General features: G+C 62.6%; 22 protein-coding genes. 9 read left to right on the top strand and 13 right to left on the bottom strand.

Annotated elements, in window-relative coordinates; translation table 11 throughout:
• The 9 genes from AB4Z25_RS23080 to AB4Z25_RS23040 all read right to left on the bottom strand — a co-directional run bounded on the left by AB4Z25_RS23080 (position 1) and on the right by AB4Z25_RS23040 (position 9,271).
• Positions 1-1,689 carry an ABC transporter ATP-binding protein gene (locus AB4Z25_RS23080; RefSeq protein ID WP_442209266.1) on the bottom strand — a complete coding sequence of 563 codons (1,689 nt, stop codon included), beginning with the start codon at positions 1,687-1,689 and terminating at the stop codon, positions 1-3.
• Positions 1,686-2,630, bottom strand: coding sequence for an acetamidase/formamidase family protein (locus AB4Z25_RS23075; RefSeq protein ID WP_112388863.1), 945 nt, complete (start codon positions 2,628-2,630; stop codon positions 1,686-1,688). Before AB4Z25_RS23075 ends, AB4Z25_RS23080 begins: the two co-directional genes overlap by 4 nt.
• 69 nt (positions 2,631-2,699) lie before the next feature.
• Entirely contained in the window at positions 2,700-4,319 is a 1,620-nt protein-coding gene (locus AB4Z25_RS23070; RefSeq protein ID WP_442209264.1) for an ABC transporter substrate-binding protein, read from the bottom strand.
• A gap of 25 nt (positions 4,320-4,344) precedes the next feature.
• Positions 4,345-5,265, bottom strand: coding sequence for an ABC transporter permease (locus AB4Z25_RS23065; protein ID WP_112538741.1), 921 nt, complete (start codon positions 5,263-5,265; stop codon positions 4,345-4,347).
• On the bottom strand, positions 5,262-6,110 hold the full coding sequence (locus AB4Z25_RS23060; protein ID WP_112388866.1) for an ABC transporter permease: 849 nt from the start codon (positions 6,108-6,110) through the stop codon (positions 5,262-5,264). The genes AB4Z25_RS23065 and AB4Z25_RS23060 overlap by 4 nt, the downstream gene beginning before the upstream one ends.
• A complete protein-coding gene (locus AB4Z25_RS23055) occupies positions 6,110-6,691 on the bottom strand; it encodes an ANTAR domain-containing protein (RefSeq protein ID WP_112538740.1) in 582 nt (193 codons plus the stop codon). The genes AB4Z25_RS23060 and AB4Z25_RS23055 overlap by 1 nt, the downstream gene beginning before the upstream one ends.
• Positions 6,688-7,821, bottom strand: a complete 1,134-nt coding sequence (locus AB4Z25_RS23050; RefSeq protein ID WP_442209261.1) for a transporter substrate-binding protein — start codon at positions 7,819-7,821, stop codon at positions 6,688-6,690. Before AB4Z25_RS23050 ends, AB4Z25_RS23055 begins: the two co-directional genes overlap by 4 nt.
• A 293-nt stretch (positions 7,822-8,114) precedes the next feature.
• Complete coding sequence (locus AB4Z25_RS23045) at positions 8,115-8,540, bottom strand: hypothetical protein (protein ID WP_442209259.1); 426 nt, start codon at positions 8,538-8,540, stop codon at positions 8,115-8,117.
• A gap of 173 nt (positions 8,541-8,713) precedes the next feature.
• A complete protein-coding gene (locus tag AB4Z25_RS23040) occupies positions 8,714-9,271 on the bottom strand; it encodes a winged helix DNA-binding protein (RefSeq protein WP_442209258.1) in 558 nt (185 codons plus the stop codon).
• Between the two features lie 89 nt (positions 9,272-9,360).
• On the opposite strand from AB4Z25_RS23040, the gene AB4Z25_RS23035 reads away from it, so the two are divergent.
• Positions 9,361-12,981 (top strand): hydantoinase B/oxoprolinase family protein, encoded by a 3,621-nt coding sequence (locus AB4Z25_RS23035; protein WP_442209256.1) that lies wholly within the window; start codon positions 9,361-9,363, stop codon positions 12,979-12,981.
• Between the two features lie 15 nt (positions 12,982-12,996).
• Here AB4Z25_RS23035 and AB4Z25_RS23030 read toward each other — a convergent pair whose 3' ends face one another.
• The gene (locus AB4Z25_RS23030; protein WP_310290391.1) at positions 12,997-13,326 is read right to left on the bottom strand and encodes a hypothetical protein; all 330 of its coding nucleotides are present in this window, start codon (positions 13,324-13,326) and stop codon (positions 12,997-12,999) included.
• A 311-nt stretch (positions 13,327-13,637) separates the two neighbouring features.
• Between AB4Z25_RS23030 and AB4Z25_RS23025 the strand changes: the two genes are divergently transcribed.
• Positions 13,638-14,372 (top strand): SDR family oxidoreductase, encoded by a 735-nt coding sequence (locus AB4Z25_RS23025; RefSeq protein WP_442209254.1) that lies wholly within the window; start codon positions 13,638-13,640, stop codon positions 14,370-14,372.
• 14 nt (positions 14,373-14,386) lie between these two features.
• Positions 14,387-15,664, top strand: a complete 1,278-nt coding sequence (locus AB4Z25_RS23020; protein ID WP_442209252.1) for an L-fuconate dehydratase — start codon at positions 14,387-14,389, stop codon at positions 15,662-15,664.
• Between the two features lie 19 nt (positions 15,665-15,683).
• On the opposite strand, the gene AB4Z25_RS23015 is transcribed toward AB4Z25_RS23020, so the two are convergent.
• Positions 15,684-16,691: a Tim44 domain-containing protein gene (locus AB4Z25_RS23015; RefSeq protein WP_442209250.1), complete on the bottom strand. Its 1,008-nt coding sequence runs from the start codon at positions 16,689-16,691 to the stop codon at positions 15,684-15,686.
• Positions 16,692-16,773: 82 nt separating this feature from the next.
• Complete coding sequence (locus AB4Z25_RS23010; RefSeq protein ID WP_442209249.1) at positions 16,774-17,232, bottom strand: YbaK/EbsC family protein; 459 nt, start codon at positions 17,230-17,232, stop codon at positions 16,774-16,776.
• Between the two features lie 151 nt (positions 17,233-17,383).
• Here AB4Z25_RS23010 and AB4Z25_RS23005 point away from each other — a divergent pair, with 151 nt between their 5' ends.
• The 6 genes from AB4Z25_RS23005 (at position 17,384) to AB4Z25_RS22980 (ending at position 25,431) form a co-directional block, all read left to right on the top strand.
• Positions 17,384-18,268 carry a helix-turn-helix domain-containing protein gene (locus AB4Z25_RS23005; RefSeq protein WP_442209247.1) on the top strand — a complete coding sequence of 295 codons (885 nt, stop codon included), beginning with the start codon at positions 17,384-17,386 and terminating at the stop codon, positions 18,266-18,268.
• Positions 18,269-18,439: 171 nt separating this feature from the next.
• A complete protein-coding gene (locus AB4Z25_RS23000) occupies positions 18,440-20,608 on the top strand; it encodes a TonB-dependent siderophore receptor (RefSeq protein WP_442209246.1) in 2,169 nt (722 codons plus the stop codon).
• 84 nt (positions 20,609-20,692) lie between these two features.
• Entirely contained in the window at positions 20,693-21,472 is a 780-nt protein-coding gene (locus AB4Z25_RS22995; protein WP_442209244.1) for an ABC transporter ATP-binding protein, read from the top strand.
• Positions 21,473-21,477: 5 nt separating this feature from the next.
• On the top strand, positions 21,478-22,350 hold the full coding sequence (locus AB4Z25_RS22990) for an ABC transporter substrate-binding protein (RefSeq protein WP_442209346.1): 873 nt from the start codon (positions 21,478-21,480) through the stop codon (positions 22,348-22,350).
• Positions 22,334-24,322, top strand: a complete 1,989-nt coding sequence (fhuB, locus tag AB4Z25_RS22985; protein ID WP_442209242.1) for a Fe(3+)-hydroxamate ABC transporter permease FhuB — start codon at positions 22,334-22,336, stop codon at positions 24,320-24,322. Before AB4Z25_RS22990 ends, fhuB begins: the two co-directional genes overlap by 17 nt.
• Complete coding sequence (locus AB4Z25_RS22980; RefSeq protein WP_442209241.1) at positions 24,319-25,431, top strand: DUF2218 domain-containing protein; 1,113 nt, start codon at positions 24,319-24,321, stop codon at positions 25,429-25,431. Before fhuB ends, AB4Z25_RS22980 begins: the two co-directional genes overlap by 4 nt.
• Here the strand turns inward: AB4Z25_RS22980 and AB4Z25_RS22975 are convergent.
• Positions 25,416-26,033 (bottom strand): TerC family protein, encoded by a 618-nt coding sequence (locus tag AB4Z25_RS22975; RefSeq protein ID WP_112597985.1) that lies wholly within the window; start codon positions 26,031-26,033, stop codon positions 25,416-25,418. The genes AB4Z25_RS22980 and AB4Z25_RS22975 overlap by 16 nt on opposite strands.
• Positions 26,034-26,167: the final 134 nt, after the last annotated feature.

Raw genomic sequence — 26,167 nt, 5'->3', positions numbered from 1 at the left:
TCAAGCGAGCGCCTGCGCCCGCTTCTGATAGACCTCGGGATCCGGGATCGGCACCGCGGCGATCAGCGCCTTGGTATAGTCGTCCTTCGGATTCTCGAAGATTTCCCGCCGCGTTCCCGTCTCGACGATCTTGCCGCCGCGCATGACGGCGACGTGATGCGACATGCGCTCGATCACCGCCATGTCATGCGAGATGAAGAGATAGGCAAGGCCCATCGTCTCCTGCAGTTCCAGCATCAGATCGAGTACCTTGGCGCGGACGGAAACGTCGAGTGCTGCCACGCTTTCATCGGCAACAATCACCTTCGGGCCAACGGCAAGTGCACGGGCGATGCAGATGCGCTGGCGCTGGCCGCCCGAGAATTCGTGCGGATAGCGGGTTGCCGCATCCGGCGTCAGGCCGACGCGGCGCAGCAGTTCGGCGACACGATCCTGCCGCTCGCTCTTGTTGCCGATGCCGTGGATGAGCATCGGTTCGGCGATGGCGGGGCCGACGGCCATGCGGCTGTCGAGCGAGGCATAGGGATCCTGGAAGATCATCTGCGCCGAGCGGCGAACCGGGCGCATTTGGCGCTGCGTCAGGCCGGCAATGTTCTGGCCGTCGATCAGCACGCTGCCGGTGAAGGGAATGAGGCCGAGCACGGCCTTGCCCGTCGTCGACTTGCCGGACCCGCTTTCACCGACGAGACCGAGGGTCTGGCCGGGCATCAGGCCGAAGGAAACGCCGCTGACGGCCTGCACCTGCGGCTTGCCCTTGAAGAACCGGCCGACCGGGCTGCCGTAGTGGACGTCGAGATCGCGAACGGCGATCACGGGTGCAGCACCGGTCCGCTCGGGCTCGATCTTGCGTGGCGTCACCCGCGGCGGGCCATCGGTGCCGGCAAGTGCGCCGAGGCGCGGCACGGCGGCGAGCAGCTGCTTGGTGTAGTCTTCCTGGGGACGGTTGAAGATCGCGAGCGATGGGCCTTCCTCGACGATCCGGCCGTTCTGCATGATCAGCACGCGATCGGCCATTTCGGCGACCACGCCCATGTCATGGGTGATGAGCACGATCGAGGTGCCGAACTCGGCCTTCAACTCGCGCATCAGCTTCAGGATCTGCGCCTGAACCGTGACATCGAGCGCCGTCGTCGGCTCATCGGCGATCAGCACCTTCGGTTGGCAGGAGAGCGCCATGGCGATCATCACGCGCTGGCGCATGCCGCCGGATAGCTCATGCGGATATTGCTTCAGCCGCCGCGCCGGATCGGTGATCTGCACCGCATCCAGCATCTTCAGCGCCGTCGCCTCGGCATTCTCGTTGCCCTGGTGCTCGCGGATCGCCTCGGTCAGCTGTGCGCCGATCGACATCACCGGGTTCAGCGAGGTCATCGGCTCCTGGAACACCATGGCGACATCGCCGCCGCGCACGCTGCGCATGGCGCGGTTCGACAGCGTCAGCAGGTCACGCTCGCCAAGCAGGATGTTGCCGGACGTGACGCGCAGCGACGCCTTCTGCAGCAGTCCCATGATGGCGAGCGAAGTCACCGATTTGCCCGAGCCGGATTCGCCAGCGATGCAGAGCGTTTCGCCGCTTGAGAGGCTGAAGCTGATGTCCCTGAGGACAGGCTTCAGCCCTTCGGGCGTGCGTGCATCGACGCTGAGATTGCGGACGGAAAGGACCGGCGCTGTAGTGGCGGGCAATGTCACGAGAACACGATCCTCGGGAAGTAGAAGGAAACCACCCAGTTCGGCATATCGACGATTTCGCTGATGCGCAGATCGCCGCAGACGGAGCAGAGCATATAGGCATCGACAGGGTTGAGGCCGTGTTCGACCGTCAGAAGATCGATCATCCGCATGACGGCTTCGCGCGCGCCCGTCATCAGATCGGGGCCGATACCGGTCGTGACTTCATAGCCCATGCCGTCGAGGTGGCGGGTGACCGGCTCCGTCGTGGTGAAGCGCGGCGACTGCAGACGGGCGTCCTTGACGAGCTCGATCGTCGCCTCGACATTCATCTGGCTTTCGATCGCCGTGCCGCAGACCTCGCCGTCGCCTTGGGCGGCGTGCGTATCGCCGATCGAGAACAGTGCGCCATCGACTTCTACCGGCAGGTAGAGGGTGACACCGGCCGTCAGGTCGCGGATGTCCATATTGCCGCCGACGCGGCGGGGCGGGACGACGGAATGGGTGCCGGGCTCTGCCGGAGCCACGCCGATCGTACCGGCAAAGGGCTTCAACGGCACGCGGCCGCCGGGGCCGAAGAGCGCCGGAACCATGCTGTTGGCATCATAGGACCAGACGTGCAGCGCCGGCTCCTTGAACTGGTCGGCGAGCAGGCCGAAGCCCGGAATATTGGCCGTCCAGCCAACGCCCGACGGAATGAATTTGCGCAGCGTCACCTTCAGCGCATCGCCGGGTTTCGCGCCCTCGACATAGACAGGGCCGGAAACCGGGTTGATCTTGCCGAAATCGAGATCGCGCAGCGTATCGAGGGTCGCATCGCGGCCGAGCTGGCCGCCCGAGGAATCCATGCATTCGAAATGGATCGTCTCGCCCGGCTTGGCGACGACAGCCGGGGCAAAATCCTTGTTCCAGCCGAAATTGTGCTGGGCGCGGTGAATGGTGTGGGTGCAGGCAATGCACATCTTGTGTGTCTCCCTCGTTCTTATGGCGCCCTCCCGGCCGGAGCCGGGAGGGCGTTCACCCGTCAGGGCTTATTGGTTGACGTAGATCGCGTCGTAATTGATGACGCGCGTCGGATCGATATAGACGTTGTCGGCGCCGCCCATGCGGAGCGACTTGGCAACGACGCGGCGCTCGTTGATCACCGGAACCCACGGCGCATCGGCCATGATGTCGGTGAAGATCTTGCCCCAGGCAGCCGTGCGTTCAGCACCCTTGGCCGGGTCGGACATCGAGTCTGCCGCAACAGCGCGGGCATCGAGTTCCTTGTTGCAATACCAGGACCAGTTCCAGCCACCGGCAACCGCACCCGAGCAACCCAGGATCGGGCCGTAGAAGTTGGACGGATCCGGGAAGTCGGCGATCCAGGCCATGCCGCCCGACCAGATCATCGGCGCTTCGCCTTCGGTGCCACCGGCCGAGATGACGTTGGCCTGTGCCAGCGCACGGACTTCAGCCTTGATGCCGACAGCGGCCAGATCCTGCTGTATCGCCTGGGCGATACGCGGCTGCGGATCGGTGTTGGTGGAGTAGAGCGTCGTTTCGAAACCATCCGGGAAGCCGGCTTCGGCGAGCAGCGCCTTGGCCTTGGCAACGTCGTAGGTGTAGCCGGTGAAGGACTTGTCATAGCCCGGCATCAGCGGCGGCAGCGGCTGGTTGGCAGGCGTTGCGCGGCCGTTCAGGATGCGGGTGATGCGGTCCTTGTTAACGGCCATGTTGACAGCCTGGCGAACCTTGACGTTGTCGAACGGCTTCACCTTGGTGTTGAGCGTGATGTAGCCGGTGTGCAGCTGCGCGCCATCGACGATCATCTTCGCGCCATCGGCGGAATTCTTGATTTCGAGGAACTTGGCCGGCGGGATGCCGTCGCCAGCGATATCGACTTCACCCTTCTGCAGGCGCAGCAGTGCCACGAGCGGCTCCTGTCCGACTTCGACCGTGAAGCTGTCGACATGCGGGACGTCCTTGACGAAGTAGTCCTTGTTGCGCTCGAACACGAGCTTCTGGCCGATCGTCCAGTCCTTCAGGGTGAAGGTGCCGGAGCCGACGGGCTTCTTGCCGAAATCGCCGCCTGCTGCCTCGACTGCTTCCTTCGGAACGACGGAGGCGAAGTTGATGGCGAGAACGTGCAGGAAGGTGGCGTCCGGACGCGACAGCGTGAAGACGACGGTGCCTGCATCAGGCGTCTCGATGCCGGAAAGCGTCTCGGACTTGCCGCCCGTCACGTCCTCGAAGCCCTTGATGGCGCCGAAGAAGCCGGCGCCCGGGCCCTGCGTCTTCGGGTTGACGGCGCGTTCGATCGAATACTTGACGTCGGAGGCGACGACTTCGCGGCCGTTCGAGAACTTCACGCCCTTGCGGAGCTTGAACGTGTAGGTGAGGCCGTCATCCGAAACGGTAAAGCTTTCGGCGAGCGACGGAACGAGGTTCGGCGTACCCGGCTCATAATCCATCAGGCGCGAATAGAGGCTCTTGATCATCGACCAGTTGACCCAGTCGTAACCGATGGCCGGGTCGAGGGTGGCGATATCGTCCTTGTAGGTGACGACAATGTCGCCGCCCTGCTTGGGTGCATCCTGTGCCATGACCGAGAGCGGCGCCAGCGCCACCACCGATGCCATGGTTGTCATTCGAAGCCAGCTTTTGAACATATTGGTTCCCCTTCTTTGGTTGCTGTCAACGTGTGCGGATACGCGGGTCGATGACCGGCGCAATGAGGTCGGCAAGCAGATTGCCGATGACGATGGCGAGCGCTGAAGTCAGCGTCACGCCCATGATGATCGGAATATCCACCTGCTGGATCGCCTGCCAGGCGAGCTGGCCGATGCCGGGCCAGCCAAAGACGGCCTCGACCACGACCACGCCGCCCATGAACTGGCCGATATCGATGCCAATCATCGCAATGATCGGCAGGATGGCGTTGGGCAGCGCATGGCGGAAGATAATGCGGCGCGACGACAGGCCCTTGGCGCGGGCAGTGCGGACATAATCCTGATTGAGCACGTCGATCATCGCCGAGCGGACCATGCGGGCATACCAGCCGGCGCCGAGAACGCCGAGCGTGGTGGCCGGCAGCACGACATGGGCAAGCGTGCCGTAACCGCTCATCGGAAACCAGCCGAGCGTGACGGCGAAGACGTAGAGAAGCAGCAGCGCGACGACGAATTGCGGGGCCGAGACGCCGACGAAGGAGGCCATCATCACAAGACGGTCGACGAAGCCGCCGCGGCGGATGGCGGCGATGGTGCCGAGCGTTAGGCCGAGGATGACTTCGACGACGATACCGGCGAGCATCAGCGTCAGCGTCGCCGGCAGGCGGGCGACGATCAGCGTCCAGACATCGGTCTTTTGCGCATAGGAGCGGCCGAGATTGCCGGAAAGAAGATTGGTCAGATAATGCCAGAACTGCACGAGCAGCGGCTGGTCAAGGCCGAGCTCATGGCGGATGTTGGCGACCGTCTGTGCCGTGGCGCTGCGCCCGGCGATCATCCGCGCCGGATCGGCGGGAAGCGCATAGAGCAGCACGAATGTGATGGCGGCAACGCCCAGCAGGATCAGAAACGCCTGGGCGAGGCGGCGGAGAACGAGGAACATCAGTTTCTCCCCCGCTGCGTCGGATCGAGGATATCGCGCAGCGCGTCACCGACGAGATTGAAGGACAGCGCGGTCAGCAGGATGACGATACCGGGGAAGAACACCAGCCAGGGAGCGGCCTGGAAGTAGCTCTGGCTTTCGAAGATGATGTTGCCCCAGGAAGCCTGCGGCGGCTGCACGCCGATGCCGAGGAAGGAGAGCGTCGCTTCGAGCAGCACCGTGGTGGCGATGCCGAGCGTGCCCCAGACGATCGCCGTCGGCACCAGATGCGGCAGGATATGCATGAAGAGCACGCGCATATGTCCGGCGCCGAGCGAGCGTTCGGCCATGATGAAGTCGCGCTCGGAGAGGCCACGGGTCTCGGTATAGACGATACGGGCGACCTGAACCCAGTTCACCAGCGCAATGACCATCGCAACGATCCACAGGCTCGGGCGCAGCAGGGCGGCAAGCACGATGGCGAGCAGCAGCGCCGGGAAGGCCATCATCAGGTCGGTAAAGCGCATCAGCACATTGCTGGCGAAGCCTTTGACATAGCCGGCGATGATGCCGACGAAGAGGCCGATCGCCACCGCGATACCGTTTGCCACCAGGCCGATGACCAGCGAGGTGCGAGCGCCGTAGAGCAGGCGCGAGAACAGGTCTCGGCCGAGCGTGTCGGTGCCGAGCAGGAACTGCCCGCCGGGCGGTAGTGGCGCACCTTCGAGCGACAGCCCGTCGAACATCTGGTTGTCAGGGTCGAAGGGTGCAATCCACGGCGCGGCGATCGCCATGACGACGACGAGCAGGACGACCACGAGGCCGAACAGCGCCGCAGGCTGGCGCAGCATTTCTTTCAGCACGCGCATCAACCGGCCTCCGGCAGGGGCTCGGCACCGCCGACGATAAAGGCGGCGATCTGTTCCATCGGCAGCCGGCGGCGCATGGCGCAATCGCGCAGGATAGCGTAGGCGCGTTCCTCATCGACCCGGTGTGCGGCCATCAGCTTTTCCACTGCGGCATGGACGAGAGGGCGAAGGCGCACGCGCTCTTCGAGATATTGCAGCCGTTCGGCATTGTTCTTGCGTTCCTGATGGATGGAGACGGCCATGACGAGGGCCGGATAGACGGCGGACGTGGCGATCGGTTTGGCGATGATGGCACCGGCGCCCTGTTCCAGCGCCCAGGCAATGCGGCCCGGCGCTTCGGAGCCGAGAAGGGCGACGACGGGGCAGGCCGCTGCCGGATCCTTCCAGGGCAGCAGGTCATCCCAGCCCTGGTCTGCATCAACGATGACGAGATCGGGCAGGTCGGTCGCCGCAAGCGGCGCCCATTGCAGGCTCGTACGGATGCCGAGAAGCCGGAGCTGACGGATCAGTCTCTCGGTGTTGCTGTCTTCGCGATGGATGATGGCAGCGTGCCAGCCGGTGAAATTCGGGGTTTCTTTCATGAGACCACCCGTAATTTCGGAGAGGCCGGCTTGTTGCGGCCGGTCAGATAGGGATCGGCGGCGAGCGGCGGCCGCGAGGCCACGACGTCGAAGCCATTTTCGGCATTGATCTGGCCGAGATGGAAGGGCAGCGGCGCATGATGGGTTTCACGGTCGATGGCAATCGAGCCGAACAGGCTTGGGCGCTGTGTGTCGTAGAGTTCGCGGCGCACGGCGGCCGGTTCGTCGCTGCCTGCGGCGATGATCGCATCGGCGCAAAGCTTGACGGCCGTATAGGCGCTCGCAAAGACACTCGAAATGCGCCGGTTCGCGCCATAGCGGGCCGCGACACGGATCTTGAAGGACAGGTTTTCGGGTGTTGAGAGATTGTCGAAATAGGAGGCGGCGCAAAGCTGGCCGATTGCTTTGCCAGGCTCGATATCGGCAAGCTCGCATTCCATCAGGTCGCAGCTGACAACGGGGCAATTTTCCGGGCGGAAAGCCGGATCGCGCTCGGCAAGTTTGCCGATCGCGGCAAGGAAAGCGTAGCTCGACGGACCGATCAGGTTGTTCAGAATGAAGCTCGGGCGGCGCTGCTCAATATCGGCGACTATGCGCTCGACCGCGGTTTCCTCCAGCGGCAGGTAGCGTTCGCCAAGCACCTCGCCACCGGCATTGGTGATCAGCTCGCGGGCCAGCCGGTTCATCTCCCAGCCCCAGACATAGTTGGCGCCGACGAGATAGGGGCGGGTGCCGAAGCGCGGGATCAGGTGTTCGAATAGCGGGATCAGGTGCTGGTTCGGGCAGCCGCCGACATAGATGACGTTCTCGTTGGCCTCGAAGCCCTCATAGGGGCACATGTACCAGAGCAGCCCGTCATGCTTTTCGACCAGCGGGATGACTTCCTTGCGGGCTGCCGACGTGATTGTGCCGACGATATGGCGGCAGCCGGAGCGCAGCAGCTGGCGGGCGCCTTCCAGATAGGCGGCGAGATCGGCATGCGGGTCGAAGAAGACCGGCTCGATCCTCACCTGGCGGGCGGCGGAAATTTCCGCCAGCGCGAATTCCGCGCCGTCGCGCGCATCCCGCCCCATCGAGCCGTAAGGCCCCGTGGTGGAGTAAAGAATGCCGATTTTCAGCGCGTCGGTCATGCGGAACCCAAAAACCAAAAACCCCACGACGCGGGCCCATCATCGATGGGGCGTCATGGGGCGAAACTGCCCAGCGACTATCGGAGTCATGTGAATGCGGTATGGCTCGTCTGCCTAATCCGCAGGCTTGAATAAAATACAGGCATCGGATCTTTGTCAAGGCCTTATCCCGTGCCGGGAATTTGTAACGCGGTATCCGCTAAACAGGCTGCTTCCCGTTGCGTATTCGAGCACGAACACGAAGGAAGCCATCAACCGGCCCGTTCTTCAGCCGCCCTAAAATGGGGACGGGACTACGCTCCGCCCGGTACCGGAACCATTGATCGAACCTTGCTGGATGGATGATATGCCGTCTGTCCACCCGAAGAAACGAAGATGCCGTTCCTTCCTTTGACGGCTAGGGTGTTGGTGTAGAAGCAATCACTTGTCAGAATATCATAGCGTTCTGTCGCTGTACGGAACGCCAACGCCGTGTTCGCGTAGCCAACGACAACCGATGCGAGGATGCAGGCGGGCAGGATCAGCAGCGGTAACTTGCGCTGCTTTGCATCCCACAGCCAAAGGCCTGCTGCTGCTGGAAAGCCGAGAATAATCGCGATGCCGAAGAAGGTAAAATCGGTAGACCTGGGAAATCCAAAGTCATTATCGACGTAAAGTGCTCGGCCGAACTCCATCACCATCGGCATGAAGTATGCAAATGCCGTCGCAAGGATCAGCACGGAGATAATCCGAACACGCATGAGCTAACCTTGGAGATATCCCATCGTCCGGGGTGAGAGCGCCGTTGAAATCAATACTCTTCTCTGCAGAGGCCGCAATCCCTGATTGTTTGACAACGTTAATGACATATTGAAGTCAGGCCGTTTGAGGTGGCAGCCCGGTGGCCCATTATCTAGAGCGTCGCGGCTGCCCGCGCCGCCTGGTTGAAAGCGCCCGAGATGAAGCGCAGGATGGCGGCGGTTTCGGACAGCGTCTGTTCGGCGGGGCGGGCATTGGCGGTCGGATCGACAAGCAGATGTCTGCGGACGTCTGCGTAGGTGTTGCAGGCTTCGGCGCCCTTGTCGGTGATCTTCACGGTCTTTTCTTTGCCGGTGCGGCCCGTCGTTAAGAGGCCTGCGGCCTGGAGCTTGCGGATCGCATAGGTGACCACATGCGTGTCCTCGATATCCAGCACCAGGCAGATATCGGCGAGTTTCTTTTCCCGGTCGCGGTGGCGGATCGAGTGAAGGATGAGGATTTCCATCGGCGATAGACCCGGAAATCCGGCCGCCGCCATGCAGCGGACGATCCAGCGGTCGAAAGCATGCGAGGCGAGGATGAGGCCGTATTCGATCTCCGACAAGGCGGGCGAGCCGCCTTCGGCGAGATGCGCCGAGGAGACGATCGGCCCGAACGAGGCCATGCCGGGAAAGGCCTCGGCACTCATATCCTTGTTTTTGCCGTCAGCCATTTCGTTCTCCTGTCTTGACGAGAATATGTCGTCATTTTATCGATATTTTATCAACGTGCAATTTCGCAATCCATCTTGAGGACGGTTCTATGCAAGCGACGAACGCCAAGCGCTGGGATTTCTGGATCGATCGCGGCGGCACCTTTACCGATATCGTTGCCCGCGACCCTGAGGGCGAATTGCATGCGCGCAAGGTTCTCTCGGAAAATCCGTCCGCCTATCGCGATGCGGCGGTCCACGGCATCCGGCTGCATCTGGGGCTGACGGCAGGCCAGGCAATCCCGGCCGGGCTGATCGGCGAAGTGCGGATGGGCACGACGGTTGCGACCAATGCGCTGCTGGAGCGCAAGGGTGAGCGGCTGGCGCTGGTGACGACCAGGGGTTTCCGCGATGCGCTGCGCATCGGCTACCAGGAGCGCAAGAAGATCTTCGCCACCGAGATCATCAAGCCCGATGCGCTGTACGATACGGTTGCAGAGATCGGCGAACGCGTGCTGGCCGACGGCACGGTCGAACTTGATCTCGATGAAGGCGAAGCCCGCCGCGCCCTCGAAGCATTGCGGGCCGAAGGCTACCGGGCGCTCGCCATCGTTTTCATGCATGCGTACAAGTTCCCGGCGCACGAGGCAGCTGTCGCGCGCATCGCCCGCGAAATCGGCTTCGAGCAGGTTTCGGTCAGTCACGAAGTCTCGCCGCTGATCAAGCTCGTCGGCCGTGGCGATACGACCGTCGTCGATGCCTACCTCTCGCCGGTGCTGGGCCGCTATGTGGCGCAGGTTTCCGATGAACTCGACATCAAGCGCACCGGCGCCCGTGTCATGTTCATGATGTCATCGGGCGGCCTGACGGCGGCCGATATGTTCCAGGGCAAGGATGCCATTCTTTCAGGTCCGGCTGGTGGCGTCGTTGGTCTCGCGAAGACCGGCGAGCAGGCGGGTTTCTCGCGTGTCATCGGTTTCGACATGGGCGGCACCTCTACCGACGTCGCGCATTTCGACGGCGAATACGAGCGCGCCTTCGAAACCGAAGTCGCGAGCGTCCGCGTCCGCGCACCGATGATGCTGATCCATACGGTGGCCGCTGGCGGCGGGTCGATCCTGCATTTCGAGGACAACCGTTTTCGCGTCGGTCCGGATTCGGCTGGTGCTCATCCGGGCCCTGCCTGCTATCGCAACGGCGGGCCGCTCGCCGTCACCGACGCCAATGTCATGACCGGCAAGCTGCTGCCGGAATTCTTCCCGGCGATCTTTGGCCCGGATCAGGATCAGCCGCTCGACGTAAAGACCGTCCGGGCGAAATTCGCCGAACTGGCAGCCCGGATCGGTGACGGCAGGAGCCCGGAGGAAGTGGCCGATGGCTTCATCCGTATCGCCGTCGCCAATATGGTCGAGGCGATCAAAAAGATCTCGGTCCAGCGCGGTTATGACGTCACCCGCTATGCGCTGAATTGTTTCGGCGGTGCCGGTGGGCAGCATGCCTGCCTGGTGGCCGATGCGCTCGGCATGAAGAGCATCCTGCTGCATCCGATGTCCGGTCTACTCTCGGCTTATGGAATGGGCCTCGCCGATATCCGGGCCACCCGCCAGAAGGCCCTCGGCGTTGCGCTCGATGCCGATGCGCCACCGGCGATCTCAGCGCTATCGGGCGAGCTGCAGCGCGAATGCGCTCCGGAGCTAGAGGCACAGGGCGTTCCGGCTTCTGCCATCGAAACCATTGCGCGCGCCCATGTCCGCTATGCCGGCACGGATACGCTGATCTCGGTCGAAACGCTGTTTCCTGCCGCCGACGATGCTGTGCGGCTGCGGGCAGAGTTCGAAAAGCTGCACAAGCGTCGCTTCGGCTTCGTTGCCGAAGACAAGCCGCTGGTGGTCGAGGCGATCGAGGTGGAGACGATTGGTGGTGCGGCGGCGCAGATCGATGTTAGCAAAGAGGAGGGCACTGGCGGGGAGGCTGAGTCCGCGCGGCGTACGCGCTTCCATTCGCAGGGCGAAGCGCATGACGCGGCCGTCGTTCTCCGCTCCGCGATGCAATCAGGGCAGACTGTAACAGGTCCTGCAATCGTCATTGAGCCGAACCAGACGATCGTTATCGAAGACGGTTGGCAAGCGAAGCTGACGGTTCATGACCATATCGTCTTGACCCGCATCAAGGCACTGCCGGAGCGCACAGCGATCGGCACCAGGGCTGATCCTGTCATGCTGGAGATCTTCAACAATCTCTTCATGTCGATCGCCGAGCAGATGGGCGTGACGCTACAGAACACCGCCTACTCGGTGAATATCAAGGAACGCCTCGATTTCTCCTGCGCCGTCTTTGACGCCGAGGGCAATCTGGTCGCCAACGCGCCGCATATGCCTGTGCATCTGGGTTCGATGGATGCTTCGGTGGCCACCGCGATCCGCGAAAACCCGGTCATCCATCCGGGCGACGTCTTCCTGATCAACGCGCCCTACAATGGCGGCACGCATCTGCCCGACCTGACGGTCTGCACGCCGGTTTTCGACAACGACGGAAGCCGCATCCGCTTCTGGGTGGCGAGCCGCGGCCATCATGCCGATATCGGCGGCATTGCTCCGGGATCGATGTCGCCGCTCGCGACCCATATCGAGGAGGAAGGCGTCTATATCGACAATTTCAAGCTCCTCGATCGCGGCCGTTTCCGCGAGGAAGAGCTGGCAGCGCTGCTTACCGGCGCCCGCTATCCGGTTCGCCAGCTGGCGCAGAACGTCAACGATCTGAAGGCGCAGGTGGCAGCCAACGAAAAGGGTGTCGCCGAGCTCGCCAAGATGATCGCGCTGTTCGGCGAGGATGTCGTCGATGCCTATATGGGCCATGTCCAGGACAATGCCGCCGAGAGCGTGCGCCGTGTGCTCGACCGTCTCAAGGACGGCGAATTCAGCTATGAGATGGACCAGGGCTGCAAGATCGTCGTCAAGGTGACCGTCGACAAGGAAAAGCGCGAGGCGACCGTCGATTTCACCGGCACCTCGCCGCAGCGCGCCGACAATTTCAACGCGCCACAGCCGGTTACCCGTGCTGCCGTGCTCTACGTCTTCCGCGTCCTCGTCGAGGCCGATATCCCGATGAATGCCGGTTGCCTGCGGCCGATCCGCATCATCGTTCCCAAGGGCACGATGCTGACGCCAGAATATCCGGCGGCTGTGGTTGCCGGCAATGTCGAGGTCAGCCAGGCGGTCACCAACTGCCTCTTCGGTGCGGTCGGCGCCATGGCGGCGGCGCAGGGCACGATGAACAACCTGACCTTCGGCAACGCGACCTATCAGTATTACGAGACGATCTGCTCCGGTGCGCCCGCTGGCCCGGGCTTCAACGGCGCGGACGCCGTCCACACGCATATGACCAATTCACGGCTGACCGATCCTGAGATTCTGGAGACGCGCTTCCCTGTCGTTCTGGAGGATTTCCATATCCGCAAGGGTTCCGGCGGCCGCGGAAAATGGTCGGCGGGCGACGGCACGGAAAGGACGATCCGGGCACGTGAAAAGCTGGAATTCGCGATCCTCTCCGGCCACCGCCGCGTGGCGCCCTTTGGGCTTGAAGGCGGGGAGCCGGGCGAGCTTGGCCGCAATGCCGTGCGCCGGAATTCCGGCGCGCTCGATGTGTTGATCGGCAGTGCCCACACGCAGCTGGAAGCCGGCGAAGCCTTCATCGTCACCACGCCGACAGGTGGTGGCTACGGGAAGGCTTGAGGCCGGCGACGGAGATCAGGTACGGGCGCGCTTCAGCGGAACAGCTGAAGGCGTGGCCTGATCGAGCTTGTTATAGGCAGCCTGGATGATGTCGAGATCCGAGGCATGGCCGACGCCTGCCAGATTGTACATGAGATCGCCGACGGCGGTATCGATCCGCGGCGCGCGGACGGCATAGACCTTCTCGACGACGCCTTGCACGGCTTCCGGGTCGCCACCCAGAGCCTGGTAGAGCCCGATGGCCCTGAAGATGAAGGCGTTGCGGCGGTCGTTGATGTCCGCGGTGGATTGGTTGCCGATCAGCGTTTGCATGAGTTCGACGGCTCGGTTCTGATATTCGCTCATCGGGCGCTCAATTTGTCGTTCGTTTGGTCGTTCATCAGGAAAGCGAAAGTCTTTTAATGATGTCTAAATAATGGGTTACGGATATTTGTAGGCGCAATCATAAGGCGTCTAAATTAATAGAATATATAGCCGCAGGAAAAATCGCTTGCCGCGATCGGCCGCCGTGCCTTGCTGTCAAGGCCAGCAATCGCAAACTTCGGCATTGCTTTTTCCGGTTCTGTTTTTTATCGATAATATGACAATGCGAGCGGGGAAGCGGCGAAGACCGCCTTCGCTCCTTCCATGCGCGACATCAAGGGAGGCTTCGACATATGACCATTTCACTTTCCGGCAAGACCGTTCTGATCACCGCCGCAGGACAGGGGATCGGCCGCGCCTCGGCGATCGCCTTCCAGCAGGCAGGTGCCACCGTGCATGCCACCGACATCAACACCGATGCACTGGCGCAGCTGACGGCCGAAACCGGGATTGCGATCCACAAGCTGAATGTTCTCGACGAGGCAGCCGTCAATGCGCTGGTCTCAGAGATCGGCCAGATCGACGTGCTCTTCAATTGCGCCGGTTTTGTCCATGCAGGTTCGATCCTCGAGATGAAGGACAGTGATCTGGAATTCGCCCTCGATCTCAACGTCAAGGCGATGATCCGCACCATCCGGGCCGTGCTGCCCGGCATGCTGGAGCGCAAGGACGGTTCGATCATCAACATGGCCTCCGTTGCATCCAGCATCAAGGGCGTGCCGAACCGCTTCGCTTACGGCGTCACCAAGGCCGCCGTCATCGGCCTGACGAAGTCTGTTGCTGCCGATTATGTGGCGCAGGGTGTCCGCTGCAACGCCATCTGCCCCGGCACGGTCGAGAGCCCTTCACTGCAGGATCGCATGAAGGCGCAGGGCGATTACGAGACGGCGCGCGCCGCCTTCATTTCGCGCCAGCCGATGGGCCGTCTGGGCTCACCCGAAGAGATCGCGGAACTCGCCGTCTATCTCGCCGGCGCCACCTATACCTCAGGTCAGGCCTACGCCATCGACGGCGGCTGGACGATTTAATCCGGAGGAAAATCATGACTCGTATCACCGGCCTTCGTGTCTTCGATCTCCGTTTCCCGACCTCGCAGAGCCTCGACGGCTCGGATGCGATGAACCCGGATCCGGATTATTCCGCCGCTTACGTGATCCTCGATACCGATGAGCCGGGTCTTAACGGCCACGGCCTGACCTTCACCATCGGCCGCGGCAACGACATCTGCTGCATGGCAATCAAGGCGATGGATCACCTCGTCGTCGGCCAGGATCTCGAAGCCTTCCGCGCCGCGCCCGGAAAGTTCTGGCGGCATCTGACCGGCGATAGCCAGCTGCGCTGGATCGGTCCCGACAAGGGCGCCATGCATCTGGCAACCGGCGCTGTCGTCAACGCCTTCTGGGATCTGCTGGCAAAGAAGCAAGGCAAGCCCGTCTGGCAGCTGGTGTCTGAACTCCCGGCCGAAGAGATCGCCAATATCGTCGACTACCGCTATCTGACCGACGTGCTGACGCGCGACGAGGCGGTGGCGATCCTGAAGAAGGCCGAAGCCGGCAAGGCGGAGCGGATCGCCACGCTGAAGGCCGAGGGCTATGCCTGCTACACCACCTCGGCCGGGTGGCTGGGTTACGATGACGAGAAGCTGCGCCGCCTCTGCCAAGAAGCGATCGATGCCGGTTTCAACCATGTGAAGATGAAGGTCGGGCGCGATCTTGAGGATGATATCCGCCGCCTGCGGATCGCCCGCGAGGTGATGGGGCCGGACCGCTATCTGATGATCGACGCCAACCAGGTCTGGGAAGTGCCGCAGGCGATCGACTGGGTGAACAAGCTCGCCTTCGCCAAGCCGTTCTTCATCGAGGAGCCGACCAGCCCCGACGATGTTGCCGGCCACCGCAAGATCCGCCAGGCGATCGCGCCGGTGAAGGTCGCGACCGGTGAGATGTGCCAGAACCGCATCATGTTCAAGCAGTTCATCGCCGAAGGCGCGATCGATATCGTGCAGATCGATTCCTGCCGCATGGGGGGATTGAACGAGGTTCTGGCGGTGCTGTTGATCGCCGCGAAGTTTGACCTGCCGGTCTGGCCGCATGCCGGCGGCGTCGGGCTCTGCGAATATGTCCAGCACCTGTCGATGATCGATTACATCGCCGTATCAGGCACCAAGGACGGACGGGTGATCGAATATGTCGACCACCTGCACGAACATTTTCTCGATCCCTGCGATATCAGGAACGCAGCCTATATGCCGCCGTCGAAGCCCGGATTCTCGATCGAGATGAAGGCGCAGTCGATCGCCGACTACACCTTCAAGGGCTGAGGAAGAAAACGCGCGCCGCTCAGGCGGCGCGCTGCTCTGTGCCCTGAATAGCGGAAAGCTTCCAGTCGGCGCCGTTCTTGCGAACGAAGGTCCAGACTTCGGTGCTTTCGCTCGGGCGCTGATCGTCGCCGGAGACGACGCGGCCGCTGTCGCGCTCGACCATCGCGTCGATCGACGAGTAGCGCATGGCAAGCGTTGCATAGTCGAGGCCGTCTTCACGCCAGGCTTCTGCAATATCGCCCTGCAGCAGCTTCACGTCGGAGACGCGGTTGCGAACGCCATTTGTGGCATTCTCGCCAAGTTCTTCCGCCAGATAGGACATCGCCTCCGGTGTCGTCAGCTTGCGCAGCGTGCCGTAGTCTTCGGCGCCATAGGCGGTCTGCACTTCGGTCAGCAGCTCCTCGAACTGGTCGAGGTCTGCCTGCGCCAGGCCGATCTCGTCGCTGGGGCGCTGGTTGTTGCGCTGCGGAGCCGCGGCGGCCGCACCCGAGCCGATCGTCGGAATGCGGAACGAGCTGTTATTGTTCGACGACATGTTGCTATAGGACGGCCCGCCTGCCGAGCCGTAGGACGGCTGGCGGCGATTGGCAAAGAAGCGCATGGCGAGCGTGATGGCGCCGAAGATCAGCGCGATCTGCAGCAGCAGGCCGAGGAAGCCGAAGCCGCCGCCGAAACCATGGCCGAGCATCATGCCGAGCAGACCACCGGCGATCAGGCCGCCGACCATCGAGCGGCCGAAACCGCCGAACATGCCGCCGGGGCGCTGCGCCGCCACGCCGGGCTGCGCCATCGAAGGGGCCGTCGTCTGCGGCTGGGGTGTCATGGAGCGCTCGACGGGTGCAGCAGGTGCCGGCGCCGTGCGGGTTGCGGGAGGAGCCTGGAAGGTACGTGTGCCGCGGCTGCCGAAGCTGCTGAAACCGCCGCCCGCCCGCCGGGCTTCGGCCTCACTATAAGCAGCAAAAACAGTAGCGCTCGTCAGAACGGCAATCGCCGCAATCTTGGCAAAACGCGAAACGGCACCCGGCATTTCATCTCCTCTCATGCGCAACCACGGCATGTTGCAGCCTAATATAGGGGCTCTTTCGGCAATTTGAAGTTATGCCAAAGTTCTATTGGCAGACATCGACCCATTTTGCAGCCGTCAGCTCTGCCAGCCGCCCTGTTTGAATGCGCACCGCGGAGTTGGGGGAACCGGCGGCGGGTATGACTTCGGCGAATTGTTTGAGCGACGCATCGCAATAAACCGGCAGCGGAGACGGCAGGCCGAAAGGGCAGACGCCGCCGACCGGATGGCTGGTGATTTCGAGCACTTCGTCGGCCCCGAGCATGCGGCCCTTGCCGCCGAACGTGTCCTTGAATTTGCGGTTATCCAGCCGCGCCGTGCCGCTGGCGACCACCAGCATGGCCTCGTCGCCGACCCGCAGGCAGATTGTCTTGGCGATCTGCGCGGGCTCGACCCCATGGGCTTCGGCCGCAAGCGTCACCGTCGAAGAACTGGCTTCGGTTTCGATGATATCGATATCGGGTGCATGGGCGCTGAAGAAGGCGCGGACGGATTCGAGGCTCATGGCGCAAATGCTAGAACAGCGGCGCGCGGAAATGAAGAGGCGGCGTTTCACGATCGCTTGTGCGCTGCAGCGAAAGCATGTTGCTAATCCGGCATATATTCGCTAGGAGAAAACTTGATTATAAAATGAAGGTTTATTTTCCGGCGTCCCCATGACCTTTCAACCGCGCATGCAGAACAGGATCGAAGGCTTCTCCGTGGTTGGCGGCATGAACCGGCGGAGCTGGAATGGCATCGTCGCCGATGTCTGGGATGTCGAGTGCGCGCCCTATGCCGGTGGCTATTATGTCGCCCACGATCCGCGGCTTTTCATTCTGCTCGACATGCGCGGCCCCGGCGATTCACGCGTCAAGCTGACACCGAAGAGCGCAGGAGCCGTCCAGGACACCGTGCGCCGGCCGATCTCCTATGTGCCCGCCGGGATGGAACTTTGGGCCGATCTCGTCGATGTCCAGTTCGTCCGCCATCTCGATATCCATTTCGATGCCGACATCGTCGGACGGCGGCTGATGGAAGATATCGACCCGTCACGGCTTGCCGATGCCCGGCTGCTGTTTCACGACGAGCGGGTGATGGCGCTTGCCAATCTGATCGGTGCTGAATGCCTGAACCCGCAGCCGCTACACGATCTCTATGGCGATGGCCTGTGCCTGTCGCTGATCATCGACGTATTGAAGCTGACCAAGGCGCAGCCGCGCAAGCGCAGCAAGCTGGCCACCTGGCAGCTTCGCCGCACCACCGATTTCATTGAACAGAATTGCCTTCGCAACATCAGGCTCGAGGAGCTTGCAAACCTGACCGGGTTGTCGCAATCGCATTTCAGCCACGCCTTCAAGGCCTCGACCGGGATCGCGCCCCATCAGTGGCAGACCAATGCCCGTGTCGAAAAAGCCAAGCGTCTGCTTCTGCGGGGCGATTTCAGTCTTCCGGCGATTGCCGCCGATACCGGCTTCTCCGACCAGGCCCATTTCACCCGCGTCTTCCGCAAGACGACTGGCGCCACCCCGGCGCTGTGGAAGAAGGCTCACGTTGCCTGAAAACCACGCCTCACGAGCATTTGTTTAAAGTGCGGAAATTTGCCCAAGAACGTTCAAATTCCCCGGATCGCGACAATCCAACCCGTTAAATTTGAGTTAAACGCTCATCTTATCAACAAGCTGTTTAGCCGGGTGACTTTGGGGTTTGCGCGGCGCGAGTGGGGTAAGACAATGCGTGGGCAGACCAAGGCTCTCATCTTCAAGACCAACCTTCTGACCGGCGCCGCCGCCATCGGCCTCGTAGCCGCCATGCCGGCGCAGGCCCAGGACGCGACGGCATTGGCGCCGATCACCATCCAGGGGCAGGCCGGAGCGGCAAATTCCGAGGCGACGGCGACCAGCCCGGTCAAGGGATATGTGGCGAAGCGGTCGGCGACGGGGTCGAAAAGCGATACGCCGATCAACGAGATTCCGCAGTCTGTGTCGGTGATCGGAACGCAGGAAATGGACGATCGTGGTGTCGTCAACAAGGTGGACGAGGCTCTACGCTATACGCCGGGCGTGACAACGCAGCCCTACGGCAATGACGCTGATACCGATTGGTTTTACATCCGCGGTTTCGACGCCACGCAGACGGGCGTCTTCATGGATAATCTGTCCCTCTTCAGCTACGGCTTCGGCGGTTTCCAGATCGATCCGTTCATGCTTGAGCGCGTAGAGGTTTTGAAGGGCCCCGCTTCGGTCTTGCTTGGCGGCGCCAACCCTGGCGGGGTTGTCAATCTCGTCCGCAAGCGTCCCACAGATGAGCCTCTCTATTACACGGAGATCGGCATCAATAGTAACGGCAACGCGTTTACCGGTTTTGATGTCTCCGACAAGGTCGGCTCGAGCGACGCCATGACCTACCGGCTCACGGGTAAGGTCGCCGGTGGAGACAACTATGTCGATTTCACCCACGATTTTCGTGGTTTCATCATGCCTCAGTTGACGGTTTCTCCCGACGCAGAGACGAATTTTACCGTCTGGGCATACGCGGGTGCCTTGGATCAGGTTCACAGCAGCAACGGGTTTCTTCCTTACGAAGGAACCGTGGTCGATAGGAACGGAAGAAAGATCGATCGAAAGACCTTTCTCGGCGAGCCCGATATCGATGCGGGCAACTACACGCAGCAGATGTTTGGCTACGAGTTCGAGCACGAGTTCGACAACGGCTGGAAGGTTTCCCAGAACCTCCGGTACGGCCATCTCGACAAGCATGAGAAGGGGCCATATCCCTATGGATATGTCGCCGGTACCGACACGCTGTATCGTGTCGGCTTCGAAGGTGACTCTGTGGCCGACACCCTTTCAATCGACAATCGTGCGGAGCGCGAATTCGATCTTGGCGGCACGCAGCACAATTTCATGGCCGGTCTAGACTACAAATATTATCGCCTCGACCACGTTCAGAAGTGGCCGACATGGCCGGCGGCTGCAAGCCCTATCGACCCTTGGGACCCAGTCTATGGCCTGCCGCAACCGGTGAACGACGTCCAGATCGATCAGGTCGTGACGCAACAGCAGTTGGGCCTCTATGCTCAGGACCAGATCCACTTCGGCGACGGCTGGCTGATGACACTTAACGGCCGCTTCGATTATGTGGACACCGATGCCGATGCAGTCGTGGGGACCACATATGCGACCACCGATACCGCGGCCAGCGGCCGGGCCGGTCTGGCCTACGAGTTCGATAACGGTCTCACACCGTATGTCAGCGCCGCCACATTCTTCAATCCACAGATCGGTACCGGCATTTCCGGTGCCCTGAAACCGGCGGAAGGCCAGCAATTCGAAGGTGGCGTCAAGTATGAGCCGACCTTTATGGACGGCTCGATCACGGCCTCTGTCTTCCACATCACCAAGCGCAACAACACTGTGACGTATCCGGATTTCAAGCAGAGCCAGCTCGGCGAAGTCGTCTCCCGTGGTGCCGAACTGGAAGCGAAGATCAACCTCGACGACAATTGGAAACTGCTCGGTGCGGCTTCCTATACCGATATGGAAGTCACTGAGAACGAGGCCAACCTGTCGCTGGTGGGTAAATCGCCCTTTATCGTGCCGAAGGTCATGGCTTCACTTTGGTTGGACTACGCCGTGACGGCAGGACCTCTTGAGGGTGTCAGCCTCGGCGCCGGCGTGCGCTATCAGGGTTGGTCGTGGGCGGATGAAGCCAATACCAAGAAGGTCCCGGGAGCCGCGATCTTCGACGCTGCATTGCGTTACGATCGCGACAACTGGGGCGCATCGGTCAACGTCACCAATCTGTTCGACAAAGAATATGTAAGCGGTTGCGGTGGCCTCGGCGTTTGCGGCTACGGCGACGCCCGCACCATCACCTTCAAGCTCAGCAAAAAATGGTAAGTTGACAATCGTAGTAAAGTTTTGCACCAAGCAAAATGGCGGGAGGGCGGTGCCCCTCCCGCAGCTGTTTCAGGAGCTCGTTTCATGTCCACGCCATTTCTGAAAATGTCGGATGTCCGCTTTTCTGCAGGTGAGCGCACCATCCTCTCGGGCATCGATCTGACACTGGAGAGCGGGCGGATCTATGGGCTGGTCGGGCCGAATGGGTCGGGCAAGAGCACGCTGATGAAGATCATCGCCCGCCAGCATGCGGCAACCGGCGGGGCATTGGAACTCCAAGGCAGGAACGTGGCCGCCTGGGGCGCGCGGGAATTTGCCCGCAAGATCGCCTATATGCCGCAGTTCACTCCGGGGACCGACGGCATGACGGTGCGCGAGCTGGTGGCGCTGGGGCGCTTTCCCTGGCACGGCACGCTTGGCCGCTTCGGCAAGGCCGATCACGATCTGGTCGATGATGCTATCGCCCGCACGAGTCTCGAAGAATTCGCCGCGCGTCCGGTTGCCAACATGTCCGGCGGCGAGCGCCAGCGGGCGTGGATTGCCATGATGCTGGCGCAGAATGCCAGCTGTCTTTTGCTGGACGAGCCAACCTCGGCGCTGGATCTCGCGCATCAGGCCTCCATGCTGTCGCTGGTGGAATCGCTCAGCCATGAGCGTGGGCTGACCGTCGTCATCGTTCTCCACGATATCAATCTGGCGGCCCGCCATTGCGACGAGATCATCGCGCTCAACCGCGGCCGGATCACCGCGCAAGGCAAGCCTGAAGAGATCATGCAGGCCGACCGGCTTCAGTCGATCTTCGGCGTCGGCATGGGCGTCTTCACCCACCCGGCACGCGGCGAGCCGGTCAGCTATCTGCTGTGATGCCGATGCAAGCTCTGACGCGGCGCAACTTCCTGGCGATGTCGGCGGTTCTCGCCGCCCCCTCGGTACTGAAGGCCGCCGCGGTGCCGCGCGCGGCCGCACTCGATTGGGCTCTGCTGGAAACGCTGCTGGCGATCGGCGCCAATGTGGTGGCGGGAAGCGAGCTGCGCGGCTACCGGCAGATCGCCGTCGAACCCGCGGTGCCCGAGGGCGTTGCCGATCTCGGGCTCCGGGGCACGCCGAATTTCGAAGTGCTGCGCTTTGCCAGGCCGGACCTGATCTTCAATTCCAATTTCTACAGCTGGGCCGATGGCCTGATGAGCCGGATCGCGCCGGTGAAGACACATGCGATCTATCGCATGGGCGATAGTCCCTTCCAACGTGCGCAGGATGTGACGCTGGCGATGGCAGGCGAGCTGGAGCTCGATAGCGGCAAGCGCTATGCGGACGATCTTATGGCCAGGCTCGATAGATACCGGACGCTGTTTGCAGCAGGCGACGGCCGCACGATCCTGCCGATCAATCTCGGCGATGCGCGCCACTACCGCGTCTTCGGCAGCGACAGCATGTTCGGCGAAGTGTTGGCCCGTACCGGGCTGAAAAACGCCTGGCAGGGCAAGACGAGCTATACGGCGATGGCGCCGATCGGCATCGAGACGCTGGCATCGATGCCGGACACCTGGATCGTCTTCATCCCGCCGCATCCGCCGGATGCGATGGTGACGCTGCAGAGCGGTGCCTTCTGGCAGGCGCTTCCCGTCGTCCGCGAAGGCCGGGTGCTGACACTTGGCTCCATCAATCCTTATGGCGCCTTGCCTGCGGCGTCGCGCTTTGCCGATCTGCTTGCGAAGGGGCTCACCGATGCATGGAATGGTTAGCCGCCGGGTGGCCGGTGGCCGCCCGAACCGCACGCTGCTTGGTATAGCTGCGTCCTTCGCTGCCTGCGCCTTCGTCTTTGCCCTGCTCGTCGCCTTCCGGCCGCGTCTGCCGGAAGGACAGGCGGCGCTCGATGCGGTGCTGCTATGGCAGAGCATGATGCCGCGCGCAGCACTTTCGCTGATCGCCGGCGCCGCACTCGGTCTCTCCGGCTTCCTGCTGCAGCGCGTCCTGCGCAATCCGATCGCCGATGCCTCGACGCTCGGAATCGCGTCCGGCGCGCAGCTTGCCATGACCATCGGCATCAGCGTTTCGCCGCTGCTGCTCGGGCTTTCGCGCGAGCTGGTGGCGTTTGCGGGCGGGCTTGTGGCCGTGGCGATCGTGCTGGCGCTCAGCTGGCGGCGCAGCCTCGATCCCGTAACCGTCGCCCTGTCGGGCATGATCGTGACCTTGATTGCCTCGGCGCTCAGCGTCACCCTCATTCTCGCCCGCGGCGAATATGCCATGTCGATCTTCATCTGGGGCGCGGGTTCGCTCAGCCAGCAGGATTGGCATGCGGTGATATCGCTGGCGCCGCGGCTGCTCGTGGGCTTCGCCGTTTCCGTTCTTCTGCTGCGGCCGCTGCAGGTGCTGTCGCTCGACGATGCTGGTGCGAAAAGCCTTGGTGTCGCCCTGCATACGACCCGCCTCGCCGTGCTGCTGCTCGCCGTCTGGCTCTCGGCTTCGGTCACCGCAGAGGTCGGCATTATCGGCTTTCTCGGCCTTGCAGCGCCGGCAATCGCCCGCTTTGCCGGTGCGCGCACCACCCGACAGCTGGTGATTGCCGCGCCGCTGACCGGCGCTGCGCTGCTGTTCTTCACCGATTGCGTGACGCAGCTTCTTGGTCCGGGCTTTACCGATCTTGCTCCCGCGGGCGCCGCAACCGCGCTGCTCGGCGGCCCGCTGTTGCTTTATCTCCTGCCACGCGTCCACTCCTTCGCGTCGGTCACGGCGCAGACGACCGTGGCGATCAGGCGTCTTCAAAGCCCTGGCCGGGTGTTCCTCATGCTACTATTGGCGCTTGCCCTTGTCGTCGCCCTGGTGCTGACCACGGCACCGGCCGACGACGGCTGGCATATCGCCACCGGTACGCTATTTACCGATCTGCTGCCGCTTCGCCTGCCGCGCACCATCGTTGCCGCCGGTGCGGGCGCGATGCTGGCGGCCGCCGGCTTCATCATGCAGCGGGTGACCGGCAATCCGATCGCCAGCCCGGAAGTGCTCGGCGTCAGCACCGGCGGTGGCGCGGGGCTGACGGTTGCGCTTTTCATCTTCGGCTTCCCACCGCCCTTCGTCATGCTGGCGTCGATGGCAATCGGCGCGCTCGTCGCCTTCCTGATCATGATCGCCATCGCCGCTCGCGCCCAGTTCGCGCCCGAGCGACTATTGCTTGCCGGTATCGCCATCGGCGCCTTCTCGATGGCGATCGTCTCGATGGTGCTGGCGCAGGGCGACATGCGCGGCTACGTGCTGCTGACCTGGCTCACCGGCTCGACCAACCGTGCCGGCGGCTTTGAAGCCTGGACGGCAGTGATCTCGCTCGCCGTTCTCGCCGCACCGCTGCCTTTCCTCAGCCGCTGGCTCACCATCCTGCCACTCGGCGGTCCCTCGGCGCGCAGCCTCGGCCTGCCTGTCGGCGCCAGCCGTCTGTTGCTGGCGATGATCGCGGCGCTGATGACAGCGGTCGCCTCCTTCCTCGTCGGGCCGCTCAGCCTCACCGGCCTCATCGCACCGCATCTGGCGCGGCTCACCGGCTTCCACCGGCCGGGCCAGCAGCTTGCCGCCGCGATCCTGCTTGGCGCAGGCGTGCTTGTCGTGGCCGACTGGCTCTCGCGCGTGGTGATCTATCCCTATCAGGTCCCGGTCGGCCTCTTCGCGGCGCTGATCGGCGGCCCCTATCTCATCTGGCTCCTGACGCGAAAGGAAGCGGCATGACGGCGCAATTCCGGCTTTCGGGTACGGCAATTCCACCGGATGCCAGGCATATGCTGGAAGAGATCGCCGAGCATTTCGCCGAGCATGCGTCGGTGACCCGCAACGGGGAAACCGTGCATCTCGAGCATGAGATCGGCGCAGCCGATATTCGCATCGCCGGCGAGACGCTGACAATCGAGCTCGCCTCGAACAGCGAGGACGAGCTGACGATGATCCGCACCGTGCTCGCCGAGCACCTCTTCCATTTCGCTGGTGAGAAGAAATTCGAGCTGACGTGGTCGGAAAAGCCGAAGCCGGCGCTGCCGGGCAATATGCGGCTGGCGACGGTAGCGGGTGCCCGCAATGTCACGCCGCATATGCGCCGGGTCACCTTCTCCTGCGCCAATGTTCAGGATTTCCAGCAGGGTGGTCTGCATGTGCGCCTGCTGTTGCCGCAGAATGGTGAGGCGCCGGTCTGGCCCACTGTCGGCGACGACGGCCGCATTCAATGGCCGGACGAGAAGATCACCGCAGTCCGCATCTACACGATCCGCAAGGTCGATCTGGAGCGCGGTGAGGTCGATATCGATTTCGTGCTGCACGAGGGCGAAACCATGCCCGGCGCCACCTTCGGGGCGACGGCGGCCGCTGGCGACTTGATTGGTATCATGGGACCGGGCGGTGGCTGGATGCCCGAGGCGACCGATCTTATCCTTGCCGGAGACGAAACGGCATTGCCTGCCATGCTGCGCATTGCCGAAGCGGCACCGGCCGGAACCAAGGTCCGCTTCTTCGGCGAGGTTGACAGCGCGGCCGAAGAGCAGCCGATCTCATCGGCGGCCGATATCGAGGCCATCTGGCTGCATCGCAACGGTGCTGCGGCCGGCACGATGGGCGGTATTCAGCAGCTGATCCGCTCACTGGCGCCGCAATGCGCCGCGCCCACCTTCATTTGGGTTGGCTGCGAGAAGGCGGAAGCCGTGGCGATCCGCGAATATCTGAAGGACGAGCTGCAATATGACCGGCAGTGCATGCGCGTCGGCAGCTACTGGGAAAAGCAAAAGGCGGACCGGCTTTCGCCGATCCGCCTGATTTCTCTTTTCAGAAAAGCCGATCAGCCGGCCAGATAGGGCCAGACCTCAAGTGCGCCGCGATACATCATGTCGAGCGCGACATAGAGGATGATTGCCAGACCGACATAGGCGATCCAGCGGTGCTTGGTGAGCAGGCGTGCGATGAAGTTTGCGGCAATACCCATCATGGCGATCGACAGGGCGAGACCGGCGACGAGGACCGTCGGGTGTTCGCGGGCGGCACCGGCGACAGCCAGCACGTTGTCGAGCGACATCGAAACGTCGGCGATGACGATCTGGCTGGCGGCCTGCCAGAACGTCTTCTTCGGCTTGCCTTCGGCGCCCTCGAGCGCGTCTTCGCCTTCCGCACCGTGCTGCGAACGCAGCTCGCGCCACATCTTCCAGCAGACCCAGAGCAGCAGCAGGCCACCGGCGAGCAGCAGGCCGACGATGGCGAGCAGCTGAACGGTGATCGAAGCGAAGATGATACGCAGAACGGTTGCGGCCAGAATACCGACCAGAATAGCCTTCTTGCGCTGATCGGCCGGAAGGCCGGCGGCGGCAAGGCCGATAACGACGGCGTTGTCGCCGGCAAGCACGAGATCGATCGCGATGACCTGCATAAGCGCAGTCAGCCCCGCGGCAGTAAAGATTTCCATGAAAAACGTCCCCCGATGTTCGGAAGCCGAACTAGAGCCCGCAAAACGTTACGTCAACCGGCAATCATCCGGGTCCACGCAAATGTCCCGGATGTGTGTCCTGCCAGTCCCACGCCGGAAATGCGCGGGCAGGC

The sequence above is a fragment of the Rhizobium sp. RAF36 genome, assembly GCF_052114105.1.
Taxonomy (GTDB): Bacteria; Pseudomonadota; Alphaproteobacteria; order Rhizobiales; family Rhizobiaceae; genus Rhizobium.
Note: the sequence above shows the minus strand (reverse complement) of the source record. Positions and strands in the feature narration are given on the sequence as shown.

Coding starts and splice junctions, on each gene's coding strand:
- AB4Z25_RS23075 (WP_112388863.1), bottom strand. CDS start 2,630: ATGTGCATTGCCTGCACCCACACCATTCACCGCGCCCAGCACAATTTC.
- AB4Z25_RS23070 (WP_442209264.1), bottom strand. CDS start 4,319: ATGTTCAAAAGCTGGCTTCGAATGACAACCATGGCATCGGTGGTGGCG.
- AB4Z25_RS23060 (WP_112388866.1), bottom strand. CDS start 6,110: ATGCGCGTGCTGAAAGAAATGCTGCGCCAGCCTGCGGCGCTGTTCGGC.
- AB4Z25_RS23055 (WP_112538740.1), bottom strand. CDS start 6,691: ATGAAAGAAACCCCGAATTTCACCGGCTGGCACGCTGCCATCATCCAT.
- AB4Z25_RS23050 (WP_442209261.1), bottom strand. CDS start 7,821: ATGACCGACGCGCTGAAAATCGGCATTCTTTACTCCACCACGGGGCCT.
- AB4Z25_RS23040 (WP_442209258.1), bottom strand. CDS start 9,271: ATGGCTGACGGCAAAAACAAGGATATGAGTGCCGAGGCCTTTCCCGGC.
- AB4Z25_RS23035 (WP_442209256.1), top strand. CDS start 9,361: ATGCAAGCGACGAACGCCAAGCGCTGGGATTTCTGGATCGATCGCGGC.
- AB4Z25_RS23030 (WP_310290391.1), bottom strand. CDS start 13,326: ATGAGCGAATATCAGAACCGAGCCGTCGAACTCATGCAAACGCTGATC.
- AB4Z25_RS23025 (WP_442209254.1), top strand. CDS start 13,638: ATGACCATTTCACTTTCCGGCAAGACCGTTCTGATCACCGCCGCAGGA.
- AB4Z25_RS23020 (WP_442209252.1), top strand. CDS start 14,387: ATGACTCGTATCACCGGCCTTCGTGTCTTCGATCTCCGTTTCCCGACC.
- AB4Z25_RS23015 (WP_442209250.1), bottom strand. CDS start 16,691: ATGCCGGGTGCCGTTTCGCGTTTTGCCAAGATTGCGGCGATTGCCGTT.
- AB4Z25_RS23010 (WP_442209249.1), bottom strand. CDS start 17,232: ATGAGCCTCGAATCCGTCCGCGCCTTCTTCAGCGCCCATGCACCCGAT.
- AB4Z25_RS23005 (WP_442209247.1), top strand. CDS start 17,384: ATGACCTTTCAACCGCGCATGCAGAACAGGATCGAAGGCTTCTCCGTG.
- AB4Z25_RS23000 (WP_442209246.1), top strand. CDS start 18,440: ATGCGTGGGCAGACCAAGGCTCTCATCTTCAAGACCAACCTTCTGACC.
- AB4Z25_RS22995 (WP_442209244.1), top strand. CDS start 20,693: ATGTCCACGCCATTTCTGAAAATGTCGGATGTCCGCTTTTCTGCAGGT.
- AB4Z25_RS22990 (WP_442209346.1), top strand. CDS start 21,478: ATGCAAGCTCTGACGCGGCGCAACTTCCTGGCGATGTCGGCGGTTCTC.
- fhuB (WP_442209242.1), top strand. CDS start 22,334: ATGCATGGAATGGTTAGCCGCCGGGTGGCCGGTGGCCGCCCGAACCGC.
- AB4Z25_RS22980 (WP_442209241.1), top strand. CDS start 24,319: ATGACGGCGCAATTCCGGCTTTCGGGTACGGCAATTCCACCGGATGCC.
- AB4Z25_RS22975 (WP_112597985.1), bottom strand. CDS start 26,033: ATGGAAATCTTTACTGCCGCGGGGCTGACTGCGCTTATGCAGGTCATC.